The organism is Haloarcula ordinaria (assembly GCF_029338275.1).
In the GTDB taxonomy this organism is placed as follows: domain Archaea; phylum Halobacteriota; class Halobacteria; order Halobacteriales; family Haloarculaceae; genus Haloarcula; species Haloarcula ordinaria.
The window spans coordinates 655,896-673,416 of the sequence record NZ_CP119789.1 but is presented as its reverse complement, the minus strand read 5'-3'; the positions used below and the strand labels follow the sequence as shown (position 1 = coordinate 673,416).

Annotated in this window: 23 protein-coding genes and 1 tRNA gene; 13 read left to right on the top strand and 11 right to left on the bottom strand. The window is 65.9% G+C overall.

The window, feature by feature from the left end; translation table 11 throughout:
- Window positions 1-26: 26 nt before the first annotated feature.
- The 3 genes from P1L41_RS03540 to P1L41_RS03530 form a co-directional block, all read right to left on the bottom strand.
- Entirely contained in the window at window positions 27-863 is an 837-nt protein-coding gene (locus P1L41_RS03540; RefSeq protein ID WP_276297493.1) for a DUF1109 domain-containing protein, read from the bottom strand.
- A 115-nt stretch (window positions 864-978) separates the two neighbouring features.
- Window positions 979-1,272, bottom strand: coding sequence for a DUF7967 family protein (locus tag P1L41_RS03535; protein WP_276297492.1), 294 nt, complete (start codon window positions 1,270-1,272; stop codon window positions 979-981).
- 115 nt (window positions 1,273-1,387) lie between these two features.
- Entirely contained in the window at window positions 1,388-2,416 is a 1,029-nt protein-coding gene (locus tag P1L41_RS03530) for a radical SAM protein (protein WP_276297491.1), read from the bottom strand.
- A 118-nt stretch (window positions 2,417-2,534) separates the two neighbouring features.
- On the opposite strand from P1L41_RS03530, the gene P1L41_RS03525 reads away from it, so the two are divergent.
- From P1L41_RS03525 to P1L41_RS03505, 5 genes are all read left to right on the top strand, one after another.
- The gene (locus P1L41_RS03525) at window positions 2,535-3,881 is read left to right on the top strand and encodes an MFS transporter (protein WP_276297490.1); all 1,347 of its coding nucleotides are present in this window, start codon (window positions 2,535-2,537) and stop codon (window positions 3,879-3,881) included.
- Window positions 3,882-3,918: 37 nt separating this feature from the next.
- A complete protein-coding gene (locus tag P1L41_RS03520; RefSeq protein WP_276297489.1) occupies window positions 3,919-4,437 on the top strand; it encodes a phosphate-starvation-inducible PsiE family protein in 519 nt (172 codons plus the stop codon).
- Between the two features lie 23 nt (window positions 4,438-4,460).
- Entirely contained in the window at window positions 4,461-5,561 is a 1,101-nt protein-coding gene (locus P1L41_RS03515; RefSeq protein WP_276297488.1) for a DUF373 family protein, read from the top strand.
- Complete coding sequence (locus tag P1L41_RS03510) at window positions 5,561-5,857, top strand: hypothetical protein (RefSeq protein ID WP_276297487.1); 297 nt, start codon at window positions 5,561-5,563, stop codon at window positions 5,855-5,857. Before P1L41_RS03515 ends, P1L41_RS03510 begins: the two co-directional genes overlap by 1 nt.
- A 42-nt stretch (window positions 5,858-5,899) precedes the next feature.
- Window positions 5,900-5,974, top strand: a tRNA-Arg gene (locus P1L41_RS03505).
- A gap of 271 nt (window positions 5,975-6,245) precedes the next feature.
- On the opposite strand, the gene P1L41_RS03500 is transcribed toward P1L41_RS03505, so the two are convergent.
- Complete coding sequence (locus P1L41_RS03500) at window positions 6,246-6,542, bottom strand: type II toxin-antitoxin system RelE family toxin (protein ID WP_276297486.1); 297 nt, start codon at window positions 6,540-6,542, stop codon at window positions 6,246-6,248.
- Window positions 6,532-6,729, bottom strand: coding sequence for a hypothetical protein (locus P1L41_RS03495; protein ID WP_276297485.1), 198 nt, complete (start codon window positions 6,727-6,729; stop codon window positions 6,532-6,534). The genes P1L41_RS03500 and P1L41_RS03495 overlap by 11 nt, the downstream gene beginning before the upstream one ends.
- A 324-nt stretch (window positions 6,730-7,053) precedes the next feature.
- Here P1L41_RS03495 and P1L41_RS03490 point away from each other — a divergent pair, with 324 nt between their 5' ends.
- Window positions 7,054-7,545, top strand: a complete 492-nt coding sequence (locus P1L41_RS03490; protein WP_276297484.1) for a redoxin domain-containing protein — start codon at window positions 7,054-7,056, stop codon at window positions 7,543-7,545.
- Between the two features lie 67 nt (window positions 7,546-7,612).
- On the opposite strand, the gene P1L41_RS03485 is transcribed toward P1L41_RS03490, so the two are convergent.
- Window positions 7,613-8,767 carry a signal peptidase I gene (locus P1L41_RS03485; protein ID WP_276297483.1) on the bottom strand — a complete coding sequence of 385 codons (1,155 nt, stop codon included), beginning with the start codon at window positions 8,765-8,767 and terminating at the stop codon, window positions 7,613-7,615.
- Window positions 8,768-8,932: 165 nt separating this feature from the next.
- On the bottom strand, window positions 8,933-9,502 hold the full coding sequence (locus tag P1L41_RS03480) for a hypothetical protein (RefSeq protein ID WP_276297482.1): 570 nt from the start codon (window positions 9,500-9,502) through the stop codon (window positions 8,933-8,935).
- A 397-nt stretch (window positions 9,503-9,899) separates the two neighbouring features.
- Here P1L41_RS03480 and P1L41_RS03475 point away from each other — a divergent pair, with 397 nt between their 5' ends.
- The 5 genes from P1L41_RS03475 to P1L41_RS03455 all read left to right on the top strand — a co-directional run bounded on the left by P1L41_RS03475 (window position 9,900) and on the right by P1L41_RS03455 (window position 13,725).
- Window positions 9,900-10,406, top strand: a complete 507-nt coding sequence (locus P1L41_RS03475) for a DUF7344 domain-containing protein (RefSeq protein ID WP_276297481.1) — start codon at window positions 9,900-9,902, stop codon at window positions 10,404-10,406.
- A gap of 1 nt (window position 10,407) precedes the next feature.
- Complete coding sequence (locus tag P1L41_RS03470; RefSeq protein ID WP_276297480.1) at window positions 10,408-10,812, top strand: hypothetical protein; 405 nt, start codon at window positions 10,408-10,410, stop codon at window positions 10,810-10,812.
- A gap of 113 nt (window positions 10,813-10,925) precedes the next feature.
- Entirely contained in the window at window positions 10,926-12,026 is a 1,101-nt protein-coding gene (locus tag P1L41_RS03465; protein ID WP_276297479.1) for a DUF5305 family protein, read from the top strand.
- Between the two features lie 113 nt (window positions 12,027-12,139).
- The gene (locus P1L41_RS03460) at window positions 12,140-12,589 is read left to right on the top strand and encodes a TRAM domain-containing protein (RefSeq protein ID WP_276297478.1); all 450 of its coding nucleotides are present in this window, start codon (window positions 12,140-12,142) and stop codon (window positions 12,587-12,589) included.
- Window positions 12,590-12,942: 353 nt separating this feature from the next.
- Window positions 12,943-13,725: an SDR family oxidoreductase gene (locus P1L41_RS03455; protein WP_276297477.1), complete on the top strand. Its 783-nt coding sequence runs from the start codon at window positions 12,943-12,945 to the stop codon at window positions 13,723-13,725.
- Here P1L41_RS03455 and P1L41_RS03450 read toward each other — a convergent pair.
- The 3 genes from P1L41_RS03450 to P1L41_RS03440 are packed head-to-tail and all read right to left on the bottom strand — an operon-like array spanning window position 13,722 to window position 15,322.
- Window positions 13,722-13,955: a hypothetical protein gene (locus tag P1L41_RS03450; RefSeq protein WP_276297476.1), complete on the bottom strand. Its 234-nt coding sequence runs from the start codon at window positions 13,953-13,955 to the stop codon at window positions 13,722-13,724. The two genes, P1L41_RS03455 and P1L41_RS03450, sit on opposite strands and share 4 nt — an antisense overlap.
- Before the next feature lie 40 nt (window positions 13,956-13,995).
- Window positions 13,996-14,988, bottom strand: a complete 993-nt coding sequence (locus P1L41_RS03445) for a mannose-1-phosphate guanylyltransferase (RefSeq protein ID WP_276297475.1) — start codon at window positions 14,986-14,988, stop codon at window positions 13,996-13,998.
- A gap of 49 nt (window positions 14,989-15,037) precedes the next feature.
- Window positions 15,038-15,322, bottom strand: a complete 285-nt coding sequence (locus P1L41_RS03440; RefSeq protein WP_276297474.1) for a DUF7091 family protein — start codon at window positions 15,320-15,322, stop codon at window positions 15,038-15,040.
- A gap of 199 nt (window positions 15,323-15,521) precedes the next feature.
- Between P1L41_RS03440 and P1L41_RS03435 the strand changes: the two genes are divergently transcribed.
- Window positions 15,522-16,463, top strand: a complete 942-nt coding sequence (locus P1L41_RS03435; protein WP_276297473.1) for a replication factor A — start codon at window positions 15,522-15,524, stop codon at window positions 16,461-16,463.
- Window positions 16,464-17,069, top strand: coding sequence for an RPA family protein (locus P1L41_RS03430; protein ID WP_276297472.1), 606 nt, complete (start codon window positions 16,464-16,466; stop codon window positions 17,067-17,069).
- On the opposite strand, the gene P1L41_RS03425 is transcribed toward P1L41_RS03430, so the two are convergent.
- On the bottom strand, window positions 17,066-17,482 hold the full coding sequence (locus P1L41_RS03425; protein WP_276297471.1) for a VOC family protein: 417 nt from the start codon (window positions 17,480-17,482) through the stop codon (window positions 17,066-17,068). The two genes, P1L41_RS03430 and P1L41_RS03425, sit on opposite strands and share 4 nt — an antisense overlap.
- Between the last annotated feature and the right edge of the window lie 39 nt (window positions 17,483-17,521).

Genomic DNA, 17,521 nt, shown 5'->3' with positions numbered 1-17,521 from the left:
CGTCCCGGCTGCACGCTCGCGCTGACTCAGTTCCGGTCGTCTACGACCCATACCACGAGCGTCGGTGACGACCGCTCGCCCTCGCAGTCTGCATCCCGTTCGACCGCGTAGGTCACCGGTTCGGTCTGGTTGGCGTCGACCAGCACGTCAGCCCGGACGTCGAAGGTACGTGTCGTCTGCCCGCGGATGATGCTCCCCTGATCGAAGGCCGCGGACTCGTACCCGACCCAGAACTCCCGGTTCGGCGGGTCCTCGACGCCGAGCAGACACCCGCGCAACGACGGGAGGTCGAAGGCTCTCGTGAACACGAACTCGTTGCTCGCGGTGACCGTGCCGACGGTGACTTCCGTCGACACGTACCCCCGGTCCGGGACTCGCGTCGGCGGCTCGACGGTGACCGACGATTCCGTCTCGAGGTCGTAGGTCACGCCACCACCGACGGCGTCGACGCCGACGAACACCGTACCCAGGACCACGAGGGCGGCGACGACGGCGGTGGCTGTCCGGCGTGATACCGTCAGCTCGCGCATCCGGAGGACGTAGCCGAGGCCGAGGAACACGGCGGCCGAAGCGGCGAGCAGGAGGAAGGTACCGGTCTCCCCGGGGTCGTACCGGACGACGACGTAGCCGACGAAGACGACGTAGGCGATGCCCGACAGCGCGAACCCGACCACGTCGAGCACGTCGCGCTGGACCGCCACGCCGGCCACGAAGAAGCCGACGAACGCCAGCAACAGCAAGACGGCTTTGACCGTAATCGAGAGCCCGAACACTACGTCGCGGACGAAGTAGAGGAACGCCGCGGCGGCGAAGAGCACGCCCAGCGCGTACAGGAGTTTGCCGCTGTCGATGTCGAAATCCATGGGGACCAGCTGGATAGACTCGACACTCTCCTATCAAATTGACGACGAGTACGCGCTCGGCACGGCTTCCTGTGGGCTGTCCAAGTGCGACGGCAGAGCTACAGGCTCCGGTCGTTCATACCGCGGTGTCTGGCTCGTGGCGGGTACGCATCCGCTCGGCTTCCGTCGCGTAGCGTTCCCGTCGGTCAGCCGTCTCGACCGGCCGCAGGTCGTCCGGGGCGACGTCGATGGCGGCGGTGACCTCCGGAGCGCTGCCGCCGAACCGGTTGAACGCGCGCTCTTTCTGGAGGTAGCGCGCCCCGTCGAGCGTCGCGTACACGATGACGAGGATGTGCGGGGAGTCCGCGGAGAAGGTCCGCTCGACCATCCAGACCTGTTCGGCTTCAGCGGTCGTCTCTGTCTGGCTCATACAGAGAGATGCGACGGCGAACAGGTTCAGTACCGCTGTCTGTTCCCGTCCGGTGAGAACCGGGAGTCAAACCTCCAGGTCGTCGTCTACTCCGTTGTCGGCGACAACCGCACGCTCAGTCGTCCGCAGTTACCCGCGACCCAGTGCCAGGCCCCGATAACGGCGTCCGCTCGACGACCGTCCCGTCGTAGGTCGGGTACTGCTCGACGATTTCACCCTTCGGCACGTCGCCCTCCTCGACCATCTCCTCTAAGAGCCACCAGGCCAGTTCGACGTGATCGGACTTGACGGCGTAGAACTCCTCGGGGACGCCCAGCTCTTCGAGTCGTGCCTCGGAGACCCACGCTTTCCCGTAGACGAGGGTGCCGTCCTCCGTGACGTCGTCGAACTCCCGGCAGATGTTGCGGGCCATCCGCTTGAGCCGCGAGCGGTGCTGGGCGGCGTCCTTGAAGACGCTCGTACAGAAGTAGACCTTCTCGTGGTCGCCCATGGTCTCCAGGATGTCGTGGGAGCCCTCGACGGCGCTCATGTGGTCCTCCTTGAGCTCGAACCCTTCCTCCTGCATCCGGCGGTAGTTGCCGTCGGACATCTCGAACTCGTTGATGTTACAGAAGTCAGCGGCGCCCTCGTCTAAGAACTCCAGGAACTCCGTCTCGGCGCGGATGCCGGGAATCTCGAAGGCCGGTGTGAGCCCTTCCTCGCGAGCGACGTAGAGGATGTCTTCCCACTCGGTGCCGTGGAGGTCGCCCCACAGTTCCAGTGGCGGGTGGAAGCGAATCTCGTCCAGGCCGGCTTCCGAGAGGCGGCGCATGTTCTCCCGACCGCCGGTGATGCCGGTGTAGAGGTGCGTGTGGTGGTCCTCGCCGAACTCGTCTTTCAGCAGTTCCAGGTAGCGACAGGTCCGGTCGAGGGCCTCCTGCGGTTCGCCACCCGTGATGGATGTCCCCAGCGCGCTCATGCGTTTGGCCTCCTCGATGACGTCCGCGTCGGCCTCGACGGGCCGCTCGTTGGCGTACACCTGGGTGACGTTCTTCCGGTTCTCCCCGAGCGGACAGTAGAAGCAGTCCCGCTGGTCGCAGTAGCCGTAGACGAACAGCACCATCTTGCCGCCTTTGGCGCACTGTTCGCAGCCCTCGGAGATCATCGTGTACGCACTACCAGTCTCCCGAGTGGCAAAAAGCGTGCGCATCACGGTCGGTGTGGTGTGGGTCGACGTGGACCGGCCCGCGGGGCTTATCCCGCGTCCGGTCGCACGTCGGGTAATGGCCGACTCCGCGCGGACGCTCCCCGACGCCGCCCGCCGCCGGGGCCTCGCCATCGTGCTGGCCGTCGTCTTCCTCGATCTCCTGGGCTTTGGCATCATCATCCCTATCCTCCCCTTCTACACGCGGTCGTTCCCCGGCGGAACAGAGTTCGTCATCGGCCTGCTCGCGGCGTCCTACTCGGCGATGCAGTTCGGCTTCGCACCCATCCTGGGGTCGCTCTCGGACCGCGTCGGTCGCCGTCCCATCCTCATCGTCTCGCTTACCGGGTCGGTACTGGCCTGGACCATCTTCGGCCTGGCCGACGCCCTCTGGTTGCTCTTTGCCTCGCGGATGCTCGCCGGCGCGATGGGTGGGAACATCTCGACGGCGCAGGCCTACGTCGCCGACGTGACGCCGCCCGAACGCCGGGCCGCGGCGCTGGGCTACATCGGCGCGGCGTTCGGCGTCGGCTTCATCTTCGGGCCGGGTATCGGCGCTGTCCTCTCGTTCGACGCCACCGTCGCGGCCGTCGACGCGGCGCTCCCCGCCGTCGTCCCCATCACGAAGTTCTCGCTGCCGAGTTTCGCGGCGGCGTTCGCCAGCCTCTGTGGCGTCGTCGTCGCGCTGCTCTTCCTCCCGGAGTCCCGGACGCCCGCAACGCCGGACGACGAGCAGGCCGCCCGGTCCTCGGCCATCGCCCAGCTCCGGGCTGCCGTCGCCGCCCCGGGCCTGCGTGAACTGCTCGTCGCCTTCTTCCTCGTCTCCTTCGCGTTCTCCGGCGTCCAGATAATGTTCATCCCGTACGTCGCCGACGTCTACGGCTACACGGCGGCCCAGAGCGCGCTCCTGTTGACCTACATCGGCGTGCTCGCGGTCCTCACGCAGGGTATCCTCATCGGTCGACTGACTGCGCGCTACGGCCCGATACCGCTCTCGGTGGCCGGCACGGCGATACTGGTCGTCAGCGTCGGCCTCCTCCCGTTCTCGAAGTCCATCGGTGCGGTGCTCCCGGACCTCACCAGGCTGGTCCCGTTTCTCACCGCGGACCTGCTCGGATTGCTGGTGATTCTCACCTTCCTTCCGGTCGGTAACGGCGTGCTGTCGGTGACACTCACGGCGCTCGTCTCCCAGCGCGCCGGCGCTGACGTGCAGGGAAGCGCGTTCGGCATCACGCAGGGGGCGGGGAGCCTCGCCCGCACCGTCGGCCCGCCGGTGATGGGCGGGCTCTACGCCGCCATCGGGTTCTGGTCGCCGTTCGTCGTCGGGAGCGTCCTGCTCGCTCCGGTCGCCCTGCTCGTCCTCCGAGTCGGCCGGACGGACGAGTCGCCCGACGCACGACCAGCCGACCCCGGCCACATCAGATAGGTACCGCGTTGATGTGTGTCGAACGACACGTACCGGTATGGCCGACGACGATACGGGGCCGGTCGGCGGTTCGATCTCGTCCGGCGAGCGCCTCGACGAACGCGTCCTCGCCCGGAGTGAGGACGTCATGCGCTACGTCGAGGTGGTCGCTGCGGTGGTGCTGGTCATCCTCTTCGCGATCGGCGTCTTCGACCTGGGGCTCCAAATCTTCCGGACCGCGCTCGGCGGGAGCATCACCGACCCGCTGGTGGTTGTCGGGTTCATCGACACCGCCCTGCTGCTCTTTATCATCGTCGAAGTGTATCAGACCGTGGTCGCCTACACGCAGGAGAGCCAGACCAGACGCATCGTCCGCCTGGTCATCTACACGGGCGTCATCGCGATGGTCCGGAAAGCCATCATCTTCCGGACCGGAGAGTACGCCTCCGAACAGGCCGCGCTGCTCGCGGCGGCCTCCTACACCCTCATCATCCTCGGCCTGGCGGCGCTGCTCGTCGTCGAGCGCCGCACCCGCGAGGAGACGTCGGACACCGGCGCGCCGCCCGAAGACAGTTAAACGGCGACGGCATACCCTCCCCCATGTTGCTGGTGCTGTGTGTCGACCTCGACGACGACCTCGGTCGCAAGACCGGCATCTCCACGCCCGTCATCGGCCGGGACGCCGTGGAGGACGCCGCCGTCGCGCTGGCCGAGGTCGACCCCGAGGACTCCGACGTCAACGTCCTCTTCGAGGGCATCCACATCTACGACGGCGTCGAGGACGAAGCCGTCGAGGTGGCCGCAGTCACCGGCGTCGACGGGAGCGACGTGGCGGCGAACCGCGCCGTCGGCGAGGAGGTCGATACGGTGCTCGCGTCGCTGGTCACCAGCGAGGACGTCACGGCGCTCGTCGTCACCGACGGCGCGCAGGACGAGTCCGTGGTGCCGGTCATCCGCTCGCGGGTCCCCATCGACGGCGTCCGCCGTGTCGTCGTCCGCCAGGCCCAGGACTTAGAGTCGATGTACTACACCATCAAGCAGGTCCTCGACGACCCGGAGACGCGGGGGACCATCCTCGTGCCGCTCGGCATCCTCCTGCTCATCTACCCGCTGACCATCGCCGTCGAGTCGCTGGGGCTGCCGGGGTCGGCGCTGGGCATCATCTCCGGGCTGCTGGGGCTGTACGTCCTCGCCCGGGGACTCGGCGCCGAAGACGTGATCGACAGCACGGCCGAACGCATCACCTCCGGGGTGTACGCTGGACGCATCACCATCATCACCTACGTCGTCGCCGCGGCGCTGCTGGTCATCGGCGGCGTCAGCGGCCTGCAGACGCTCGAGGCCCAGCCCCAGCCGCGTTCGGCTGTCGAGGTCATCGCCGCGCTCGTCTTCGGCTCGCTCCAGTGGTTCGCCGCCGCCGGCGTCACCTCCAGTCTGGGCCGGGTCACCGACGAGTACCTCCACGACACGTTCCGCTGGCGCTACCTCAACGCGCCGTTCTACGTGGTGGCCATCGCCGCGGTCCTCCACGGGGTCAGCGCCTTCTTCCTCGGCCTGCAGGACCTCGAGTACCTCGCCATCGTCCTCACCGGCGGGACGCTGCTGGGCCTGGCGAGCACCCTCGCCTTCGCCGTCGCCGAGACCCGCTTCGAACCGCCGGACCAGCGCAGTCAAGGCCCCGGCGGCCATTCCTCGGAGTGATGTACGTCTCCCGCGCCGTCGAGAGCATCCGTGCCGATCCGATTCCGGACGAATCCGTCGCGCTGGCACTGACGACGGCCGACGACGCCGACCCCGAGGCCGTCGCCCGCGCCGTCGCGGATTGCGGCGGCACCATCGAGCGCCGCCTCCAGTTCGACGACCTCGCCGTCTCGGTCCCCCACGAGCGCGTCGACGACGTCTGTGCAATCGCCGGACTCACCGCCGTCGAGACGACCGACGCCATCGCCATCACGACCGCCGAGGCCACCGACGAGGACGTCGAGTTCGAGGGCTGATTTCGCACCCCTTTTGTCGCTACCCTCTGTACGACTGGCTGAGGGCACGTAGCTCAGTCTGGATAGAGCGTCGGACTTCTAATCCGACGGTCGTGGGTTCGAATCCCATCGTGCCCGTCCACCTTTTTCTGCGTCGGGTGCGCTTCGCGCACCGCTCCTTGAAAAACGTGGGCGAAAAGGGCCGGCACCTCGCTGCGCTCGGTGCCGGTGAACCGCGCTCACTTCGTTCGCGCGGATAAGCCACACTCTGGAGGCACGCTACCGAGCAGATTCGAACCCTGGAAGTCGCGCACAGCGAACGCAGTGAGCGAGCACGTCTTCCTTCGGTGAGAATCCCATCGTACCCGTGCCAATACAACTGAATTGACAGATGCGGCCGCGCGCTCGTTCAATCGAACCCGTAGCGCTTGTGTGCCTCGTCGATATCCAGAATCTCGATTACACGGACTTCCTCGTCCGCTTCGAGAATATGATAAAACGCGGTGTGAGTACGACCGATATGTAACCGGTATAGTTCTTCGCCGTCGACCACCAGTTTCTCTTTGTCACCGGAGCCAGAACCTGGTCTGGGATGTGGATCGTCCGCTAACTTTCGAAGGTTGTCCTTCACGATACGGGTACTCTTCTCGTCTAACGCGGCGACGTACTCGCGGGCTTCTTCGGCGAGGAGTACCTCATAACTCATCGAGTGACGTTAGCTCCTCACTGTCTGCCTCGCGGACTTCCTTCGTCCGTTCGGCGAGTCGCCGCCGCTGGTGTTCCTGTATCAACTCCGCGAGCAGGTCGTCGTATGTTTCGCCCGCCTCCTTGAGTTCGTTCAGTTCCTTCCACCGTTCTTCCGTGACTGGGATTCGCTTGCTGGCGTTCGACATCTGTCTCGTTCCCCGTGTTCAATCCTTACAACACTTACAGTCAAAAACCTTTGCTGGGTGGATCGCGTTCGGTGATATCGGAGTAGCAGTTCCCCGGAGAATCAGACCCCATCGTGCCCGTGAAGCGTGCTGAATCGCAGCACGCAGGGGATTCGAAGTACGGCAGACCGAGCGAAGCGAGGTCTGGCATCGGGTGAGAATCCCATCGTGCCCGTCTCAGAACCGTCAGTCCTGTTTTCGGGTGCGGAATCGCTACGTGAGTAACCCCCGACCCCGAAAATATCGGTATGGGGTATTTATACTCACACAAGGTATAGCTCGACAGTGGTTCAGCTTACGGATGCAGTCGACGATTTTCTATTACCTGGTACAGACGGTGACGGTTTCTCGAAATATCGATTGAGCGACTTTACCGACGAAGGGTCTGTCGTGTTGGTTACCTACCCGTTCGATTTCAGTCCTGTCTGCACGGAGGTGATGTGCAAGTTCCGTGATGCCGAGTTCCTGGCCTTCACAGAGGACGTCGACGTGTTCGGCCTCTCTCTCGACAGTTGTTACGCGCACGAGAAATTCATCGAGGAGTACGACATTCCGTTCCCGCTGTTGAGTGATACGACGGGAACCGTTACAGAGCAACTCGGACTCGCCTACGACGAGTGGGAACATCACGAAGGGGTCCCTAAGCGTGCACTCGTCACCATCGACGACGCCCAGACAGTGCAGTACAAGTGGTCGACGGAGAGTGCGTACGAGAGTCCGACTCTAGACGACGAGCTTCACGAGGCAGTAATGCAAGGGAACGACGACGAGACATAGCGGCACTCCACACCTGCCAGCCGCAGCCGTTTGTAGAGCTCTCTGACCCGTTTTCGACCGCAACCCGTCAGTAGCGCCGCCGGAGCCATCGACGGAGTCGGAGCTGGTACGGGACATCCCGTGACCGGAGCCGAACGCGGCCGGTCTCGGCAACGCCGACGCCGAGCGCGTAGAAGACTATCGCGAGGAGTCCGTCGATGACGACGACCGGGGCCCAGGGATGGTACTCGTGTAGCCCTCGAATGACTGGCTGGGGGAGAATAGCGAAGTACCGGTGTTCGACCATGTAGTAGCTGTAGTAGCCGATGTCCGGTGGGGCGGTCAAGGTCACGGTGGCGTTGGCCCCGCTCCGGCCGCCGATGTACACCTCCTCTGGAGAGACGTCGATACCCGGGTTGGCCGGCTCCAGAAAGACCACCATCGGAACGGGACCGCCGTTACCCATCGGGTGGACCGTCGTCTCGGAGGTCCCGCTCTCGAGGACACGCGTCCCGTCCGAGTCATAGTGGGCGCTCACGAAGTCGTACTGCGTCTTGCCCGCCGGGCCGGCCATCCCCACCGTCGCGGCGACGACGACGACGATGACGAGCGTACCGACGATCAGGTGCACGCTCTGGCCCGTGTCTCGCGACGTCGAGCGCCGTCGGGCCCGTCCGGTTCGCTCCTGCCAGAGCCCGAGTCCGTACCAGAGGACCGACCCGGCGAAAAAGAGGTACGCGAGGCCGCTCGTCCCGAGGACCGCGCGTGTTCCGGTCGTCCGCGCGATGGTGGACTGCACCGACCCGAGGGCGTCGTTGACAGCGCCGAACGCCGTCCCGAGATGTGGGATGGCGACGACGGAGCCGCGGTACTGGACTGCGACGCCCACGACCTGCGCGGATTTGACCGGCGGCTCACCGTCCCCCTGGTCGATAAACGCGTTCGCGTCGCCTTTCGTGATGAACCCGCGCTCGGTCTCGTCGACGACACGGTGGGTCACCAGGCCGCCGTTGTGGAGCCGCTCGGCATCGTAGACGATGACGTCGCCCGGTCCGACCGGGCCGGCGACCGCTTTCGGCACGACCACGAATCCGTCGCCGGGCGTCAGACTGGGCTCCATGCTCCCGCTGGTGACGAAACTCACCAGGAGGGGCTGTCCGAATATCGCACCCAGGACGACGACCGCGACGAGTACCGCGACGAGCAGCGTCCCGAGGTGACCAGCGAGCGAGCGCGGATTCATTGTTCCTTCGCGTGGTGGGTCCGTGGACGGGGAGGGTTACAAGTACACGCTTGCTAATGCCCGTTCGAGTGGCGTTGTGCCAGCTCCGCTCCGAGCGCGGCCGGGTCCGAAAAAGCGGTGATGTGAAAGCGAGGTGTGACGGTCGTGCCGCCCGAGTGAATTCGCTCAGGCGCTGGAGTCGGTTCCGTCGGCGGTGAACGTCAGCGTATCCGGTTTGGTATGCCCGTTCGGGTTGCCGCTGTTGGGTCCAGTGGCGAGGAGGACGACCACGTTGATCTCGACGTAGTCACCCGCGGCGAGCGTAATCGACCCGCCGTCGTCGAGTCGGACGGGGGAGCCGCCACCGGACGGCTGGGCGAAGATCTTGAGCGTGTCCTCGTAGCCACCGTTCCAGTCGGGCCCATCTCCGATCGCCAGCTCCACTTCGGAGCCGGTCGTGTTCTGCACGCGGAAGATGTCGTCGAACCGCGAGTCCATGTTGGGGTTCAGCCGGTCGATCGTGACCGTGAGCTGGCTGACGCCCTGGCCGCCTTCCCAGCCTCCACTGACACTCTCGTAGGAGGAGTATTGGCTCGTGGAGATCAGCTTGAGGTACGCGTTGTTGTCACTCTCGACGTCCAGTTCGAGCGAGCGGTCACCGTTGATGTACGCGCCTTCGAAGGCGCTCGTTCCGAGCGTCGCGGCACTTCCTGCAGTGAGTGCCCCGACGGCGGTAAGGAATTTTCGTCGTCTCATTGTTGGATGTTCCAGTGTTTGTGTACCTGCGCCGACGCACGTCCGTCGTCGCCGTCCGAATCGTCACGGCAGGTCACGTCTCTCCGTTGGGAACAGACCTACATTGGAAAATACCCTCAGCGGGGTTCGCATACACTCTATCCGGGAATCGTTCTCGACACCCTACCGGAGTAACATGTCAGCTCCGCTCGACCCAATCACTCTATACGTGTATTAGATCCCGTGTACTTCTGTCGTAGACGGCGTATACTATTCGTCCATCTACGAATTGTAGCACATCTAACCGGTGGTGTGTGTGAAACTTGCAACACAAACGCGGTCCGTTTCGACGGACCAGGGTGGGTCGAGTGGGACAGACGAGACGAACCCGTTCTCTCACGATACGGTACTGAAAGTCTTGAGCAACCAACGGCGGCGATTCGTCCTCCACTTTCTCAAGCGGCGAGGGAAGCGGTCGGTCGAGGTCGGCGACCTCGCCGGCCAGATCGCCGGCTGGGAGAACGAGAAACCGCCGGACCTCCTCTCCTACAAGGAGCGCAAACGCGTCCAGAACGCGCTTCACCAGTTTCACCTCCCGAAACTGGACGACCACGGACTCATCGAGTACGACTCGCAGCGCAAAACTGTCACCCTCACGGACGCCGCGGCCGACCAGGACTTCTACATCGACGTCGTCCCGAAGCGCGACATCCCGTGGAGTCTCTACTACCTGGGCTACGCACTGCTCAGCGGCCTCGTCCTCGTCGGCGGCTGGGCCCAGGTGTGGCCGGTCACGCTCTTAGAGACCGAACTGTGGGGGGTGTTTTTCGTGACCATCATCCTGTTCTCGTCGCTCGTCCACGTCCACGACAGTAAACGACACATGCGCCTGGGCGCACGCGAGACACCCCCGGAGGTGAAGTGACGTGGCGCCCCATCGCCTCCTCCTCGTGCTGGTCGCGACGGTCGCCATCGTCGGCGTCACCGTGGCCTCGGCCGGGAACGTCACGATGTCCGCGGACCGTTCGTTCGTGGTCTCCACCACCGACGACCAGACCGCCTATCTCGGCTTCCAGCAAACGGTCGACACCACCGGCACGGCGACCAACCTCACCGTCGACGTGACGAATCAGTACCCGCCGGGGACGACGCTCACGACGCTGATCGTGACCGTCGGCAGCGAGACGCAGACCCCGGCACTGAACGGGGGATTCGACCCGGGTGAACGTCTCACCGTGGAATTCACCGACGTCGACTGCACAGCGGACATCACCGTCGACGTGAGCGGCTCGAACGAATCGGGGACGCTCGTCCGCCCGGTGGACTGTTGAACGATGGCGCGTGCTCGTAGTCGGTCGCTACTCGCTTCGCCGGTTCGCAGTAGCGACCGGCTTATCCGGCGAGCGACCGCGTATCAAAGTAGCATTCCATCGAGGAGCCGGCAATGACGCTGGACTCGCTTCGACTCCGTCACCTGGCCAGCACGTGGTTTCCGCTCATCGTGGGACTGCTCCTCCTGGTCGGCACTGCGAGCGCCTGGGTGACCTACACGTCGACCGTCGCTCCATCGACGACCACCGAGGAACGGGTCGTCTCCTCGTGGGAGACGAACGGCTCGTTCACCCACGCCGCGACCGTCCAGAAGTCGAACCCGATGTTCCCCGTCGGACAGACGCTGGACGGCCGGAACCCGTATTTCCTGCGTGTCACACCGGTTCTCGACGGGGTCTTCAGCTTCGAATACGGCGCGAGCGAGCGCGGCGAGCTCGACGTGAACACCACCGTCTTCCTGGAGACGCGGCGCGTTGTCGACGACCGGGACACCGAGACGGTGCTGTGGTCCCAGCGAGAGGCGCTGGCCACCGAGTCGAGTGCCTCGCTCGGTCCCGACGCTCGCGTCCGGGTGCCGTTCTCGCTCAACGTGAGTGACGTGCGACACCAGTCCGGACAGACCGAAGCGGCCTTCGGTGACCTCCCCGGGTCGACCGAGATGACCATCGTCGCTGTCGTGGCGCTGAACGGCGAGGTCAACGGCCAGCCACGGACAACGACCGAGCGGTACACGCTCGCTATCGAACCGACCGAGAGTGTCTACTACGTCACCCCGAACGGGAGTCACGAGACCTACCAGACGACGCGGGCAGTCCCGGTCGAAACGTCATCCGGTGGCCCGTGGTCGGTCGTCGGCCCGCTGCTGCTCGGCATGTCGGGCCTGGGGCTCGCACTCGTCGCCAGAGGCCGCGGGGACGGGTATCTCTCACTCTCGGACGCCGACCGAACCTATCTCGAGTACCGCGACGACCGGTCGGATTACGACGACTGGATTGTCCGAATGCGCCTCCCAGAATCGGCCTTCGACCGACCTCGTGTGGTGGCCGATTCGCTACAGGACCTGGTCGACTTCGCCATCGACACGGACAACAGCGTCATCGAGGACCCCGACGGTGACGCGTACTTCGTGCTCCACGACGAGCACCTCTACGTCTACGAGCCACCCCGGTCCGGGGACGCGGATCTGGACGCGGACCGGGACCCGGACACCTGAGCAGCTGCCTGGAGAGCGTGGGTGACGACCCGAGCCACTCGGGGGCGGCGACGCTCGCTGTGCGGGTCCGTCAGGTCGCAAGCGTTTTGCCATCAGCCAATCTACGCCACGCTATGCCCGACTGTCCGCTCGCAGACGAATGCCCCAACTTCACCGAACGCATCGAGGGGATGGGCTGTACGCACTACGGCGACCGGGGTGGTGCGGAGTGGTGCAACCACTACAGCCAGCCCATCTCGGACCTCAAGAGTCAGCCGGTGAAGATCGGCGAGGAGGTGGAGGTGACGGTCGAGGACATCCACGAGAGCGGTGCCGGCGTCGGCCGAACCGAGGACGGCTTCATCATCATGGTCGACGGCGTCCTGCCGCCGGCCAGGTCGCTGGTGAAGGTGACCAAGGTGCGCTCGAACCACGCGCGAGCGGACGAGATCGAGCGGCTGGAACTCGACGAAGACGAGGCAGCCGACGCCGACGACGAGGACGACGGGGCGACGGCAGACGACACCAGCGAAGACGACGACCGGCGTCGACTCGGCAGTCGCGACAACTTCTGGGGCAGCTAACGCAGCTCGACGGGTCGTGTTTAGTTGTGAGTGTCTGAGTGCAAACAGCCAGAAAGCCCCCGCGTTCTCGAGCTTTGGTTCGCGGGCTGCGAGGCGGTGAAACCGCCTCGACTTCGCGGCGCGCAGCGCCGCGCACGGCCCGCTCACCAAGACGTGGAACCGGAGGTCCCACGCGACCCGCGGCTCGCTGTGCGCTGCCTTCGATCACTCCGTTCGCTCAGTCCAGTGTTGCTTCGCCCGCCTTCCCGGAGCCAGCCGGGGCTTTCTGGCTCTCTGCATCAATCACCGCTAAACTCAACACTACCGCTGAGCGGCACCGTGACTTTTTGACCCGCAGCGCCGTGGCGACTGGTATGGACCTCGAACTCGACGGGAACGTAGCACTGTGTACCGCTGCGACGAGTGGACTCGGTCTCGCGAGCGCCGAGGCACTGGCTCGCGAGGGAGCCCACGTCGCCGTCTGTGGCACGACGCCCGACCACGTCGATTCGGCGCGCGACCGACTCGCGGCGGTCGGCGACGGCGACGTCCTGGCGGTCGAGGCCGACATCACCGACCGCGCCCAGGTCGAGGCGTTCGTCGAGGAGACCGTCGAGACGCTCGGCGGCCTCGACCACGTCGTCACCAGCGCCGGCGGGCCCGGGCCCGGCCCCTTCCTCGAGACGACCGAACGCGAGTGGTACACGGCCTTCGACCTGCTGGTGATGAGCGTCGTCTGGACCACCCGCTTTGCCTACCCGTACCTGCGGGACTCCGAGGCCGGCACTGTCGTCAACATCACCTCCCGGTCGGTCGCCGAGGTCATCGACGACCTGGTCCTCTCGAACGCGGTGCGCCGGGCGGTCATCGGCCTGATGAAGACCCAGGCCCGCGAGTTCGGCCCCGAGGTCCGTGTCAACGCCGTCCTCCCGGGCGCTCACGAGACCCCGCGCATCGAGGAACTCGTCGAGGCCGCCGTCGAACGCGGCGAGTACGACTCCTACGAGGCGGGACTTGCTGAGTGGTCGGACGCGCCGCTGGGCCGTGTCGGTCGTCCCCAAGAACTCGGTGACGTCGTCGCCTTCCTCTCGTCGGCCCGCGCGTCGTACGTCACCGGGACCGCGCTCCCCATCGACGGCGGGTCGATGCGCAGCTAACGGCCCGGCCGGTCGAGCGACTCGCTGGCGGAGCCGTTCGGCGTCGCCAGCTGCCAGACGAGCAGTCCCAGCGAGACCAGTGCGGCCGCCGCCGTCGCGATGTAGGCCTCGCTCTCGACCGGGAACAGCTGGTCCGGGAAGAGCGCCGCGAACACGAGCAACCCGACGGCCGAGAACCCCACGAGCAGCGGGACGACGGTCAGCCAGAACTGGCGAGCAGCCCCTTCCATACCCGCTTTTCTCGCTCAATCCTCCTGTGTGTTTCCCTCGCTAAAACTCACCGGTCGCTCGCAACTCGCTGACCACTTCGCGGACCCGCTGAGCCTGGGCTTTCGGGAGGACGAGCGTCCGGTCGTCGAACGAGGCGACGACGAGGTCCGAGACGCTGACGACGCTGACGTGGCCGTCCGAGGCCAGGACGTTCCCCTCGCTGTCGATGCTGACGTGGTCGCCAAGCACGGCGTTACCGTCCTCGCTATCGAGCACCCGCTCCAGCGCGTCCCACGACCCCAGGTCGTCCCACTCGACGTCGGCCGGCACGACGTAGACGTTATCCGCCCGCTCGAGGACGGCGTAGTCGACGCTCACCGGGTCGACCGCCGCGAACGCGTCGGCCGGGCTCTCCTCGAAGCCCTCGACCAGCTCCTCCAGGGGCGTCCCCTCGGTGGCCGCGAGGAAGGCTTCGGGCGTCCACGCGAACATCCCGGCGTTCCAGTAGAAACCGTCCTCGACGTACTCCGTGGCCGTCTCCCGGTCGGGTTTCTCGTGGAACGCGTCGACACGATTGTAGCCGTCCTCGGCCGCTCCAGGCTTGATGTACCCGTAACCGGTCGCCGGGCGATCGGGTTCGATGCCGAGCGTCACAACCCCCTCTGTTTCCACTGCAGCGTCCGTGGCGGTCCGGGCGACATCCTCGAAGTCACCCTCGATACGGTGGTCGCTGGGCAGGACGAGTAGCACGCAGTCGCCGACCTGCTCGCGGATCTTGTACGCCGCGTAGGCCAGTGCCGGGCCGGTGTCTTTCGGCTCCGGCTCGGTCAGTATCGCGGCGCCGGGTGCGCGGTCCCGGACGCCCTCGACGTAGTCCTCGCGGGTGAGGACGTACGTCTCGTCGGCGAATCCGGCGCGTTCGACCGTCTCGGCGAGCAATGACCGGTCGCGGCCGAACGACTGGAACTGCTTTGGGCGGTCCGACCGGCTCGCGGGATACAGTCGCGTCCCGGTGCCGCCGGCGAGAATCAGCGCGACGAGTGGTCTGTCCATAACGTCACGTTGCTCGCCGGACGATTCAAAGGTACGGTCCCGGCTCAGGTCAGAACGTCTCGACGGTGCCGTCCCGGATGTCCTCCAGACACCCCTGGCAGTCGGGGTGGTCGGCGTCGTAACACACCGGGCGCAGCTGCTCGTCGAGCGAGGCTGCGCGGCGCTCGGCGTAGCGCCGACAGACGATGCGGGCCCGCCCCTCGTCGTCCGAGGGGAGCCCCGCCAGCGCGGCTCGTTTGCCGTTGCTGTAGGCGCGTTTCGCGTCCGAGAGCTGACGGCCGGCGGACCGGAGGCTGTTCCGGATGAACCGCCCCAACCGGTCGTCGTCGCTCATACCCCGTCGTAGCGGGCCCCGACAAATCAATCTTCTCGCGTAACCCGGCCGCGCGAACGCCGCTCTTTCGCCGGCGTTTGTGGCGACCGACTGCCGGCTTCGGGATTCACTTTCACCGTGCTAAACGAGCGTTTATAGGCGATGCCGACCAACGGTCTAGTGTCTCCCGACGAAAACAAGGTGGAGACAGTGAACGCCAATGAGTGAGTCAGATTTGCGTACCAACGCAGTAGAGATACACGAGCAGTTTTCCGACCAGCTGGACATCGAGGTGGAGGACGTCGTTTCGCGCCTCGAGACCCTGGTCGACGACTACCAGGTCCCGCTGACCGAGGCCCGCCGGAGCGTCGTCAACACGTACCTGGACGAGGCCGGCATGGACCGCGAGCAGCTGGGCGGCGGTGGCGGCGGCAACGACCAGGTCCAGGTGTCGGACGTCGACGCCCCCGAGGAGTGGGTCGACATGCGCGTCACCGTCGTCGAACTGTGGGAACCGCGCGCCGACGCCGTCGCGCAGGTCGGCCTGCTCGGCGACGAGACGGGCACCATCAAGTTCACCAAGTGGTCGAAATCCGACCTCCCGGAACTGGAGGAGGGAACCTCCTACGCCCTGCGCAACGTCGTCACCGACGAGTACCAGGGCCAGTTCTCGGTGAAGCTCAACCGGACGACGGTCATCGAGGAGCTCGACGAGGCAATCGAGGTCGGCGACGACAGCGTCGAGGTCGAGGGCGCGCTGGTGGACATCCAGTCGGGCTCGGGCCTCATCAAGCGCTGTCCCGAGGACGACTGTACGCGGGTCCTCCAGAACGGCCGCTGTAGCGAACACGGCGAGGTCGAAGGCGAGTTCGACCTCCGCATCAAGGGCGTCCTGGACGACGGTGAGGAGGTCACCGAGGTCATCTTCGACGAGGAAGCAACCGAGTCGCTCACCGGCATCACCCTCGCGGAAGCGAAGGAGATGGCGATGGACGCGCTCGACACCACCGTCGTCGCCGACGAGATGCGCCAGAAGATTCTGGGACGCTATTACCGGGTCACCGGCCCGACGTTCCGCCGCTACGTCCTCGCGGACGAGCAGGAGCGACTGACCGGGACCGTGGATGCGGAAGGTGCCCTCATCAAAGCGAGGTCGATCTAGATGTCGAGTACCCCCACCCGCGAAGTCGCCCGCCGCGTCTTCGCACGCGAGTTCAACGACGCGAGTTACACGTTCAAGGAATCCGAGGACGACCGGGCGCCGGTGTACGTCCTGCTCCCGACCGGGCAGCGGGCCAACCGCGTGTTCATCGTCGGCACGCTCACCGAGACCGAGGACGTCGGCGAGGACAGCGAGTACTGGCAGGGCCGCGTCGTCGACCCCAACGGCGACACGTTCTTTATGTACGCCGGGCAGTACCAGCCCGACGCCGCGTCGATGCTCCGGGACCTGGAACCGCCCGCGTACGTCGCCGTCGTCGGCAAGCCCCGGACCTACGAGACCGACGAGGGCGAGGTGAACGTCTCGGTTCGCCCCGAGTCCATCTCCGAGGTGGACGAGGCGACCCGTGACCGCTGGGTCGTCGAGACGGCCGAGCGGACCTTGGAGCGCGTCCAGCGCTTCACCGACGCCGACGAGGCCGACGCCGACGAGTACGTCGCGATGGCTCGCGAGGAGTACGGCGACGACGTCGACGCCTACCGCCGCTCGGCGGTCGGCGCCCTCGAGAGCCTGCAGGACGAGCAGGCCGAAGCCAGCGCGGACTAACCCTCGAGCAGTTCGACCAGGTTCCCCTCGGGGTCCCTGACGAACATAATCCGGGTCCCGCTCTCTGTCGTCTGCGGTTCGCTCACCGTCTCGACGTCCTCGGGCAGTCCCGCGTAGACGGCGTCGAGGTCGTCGACGGACAGTCCGGGGTGTGTCGCACCGGGCTGGTTGAGTCCGGGCGTCTCGCGCGGTTCGCCCTCGGGCGTGTACTCGACGAGTTCGAGGCGCGCGCCCCCAGCGTCGAGATGCGCGAAGTCGGCCCTCGCGTCCTCGATACCGACGCCGGTGGCGAACGCCTCGCCGCCGACGGAGAACCGCGTGAGCACCTCTAAGCCGAGGACGTCGCGGTAGAACTCGACGGCTCGGTCGAGGTCGGTGACGGTCACGCCGAAGTGGTGTGCAGTCGCGTCCATACCGGGTAGCCTGCACGCCCCGGCTAAACGACTTCGTTC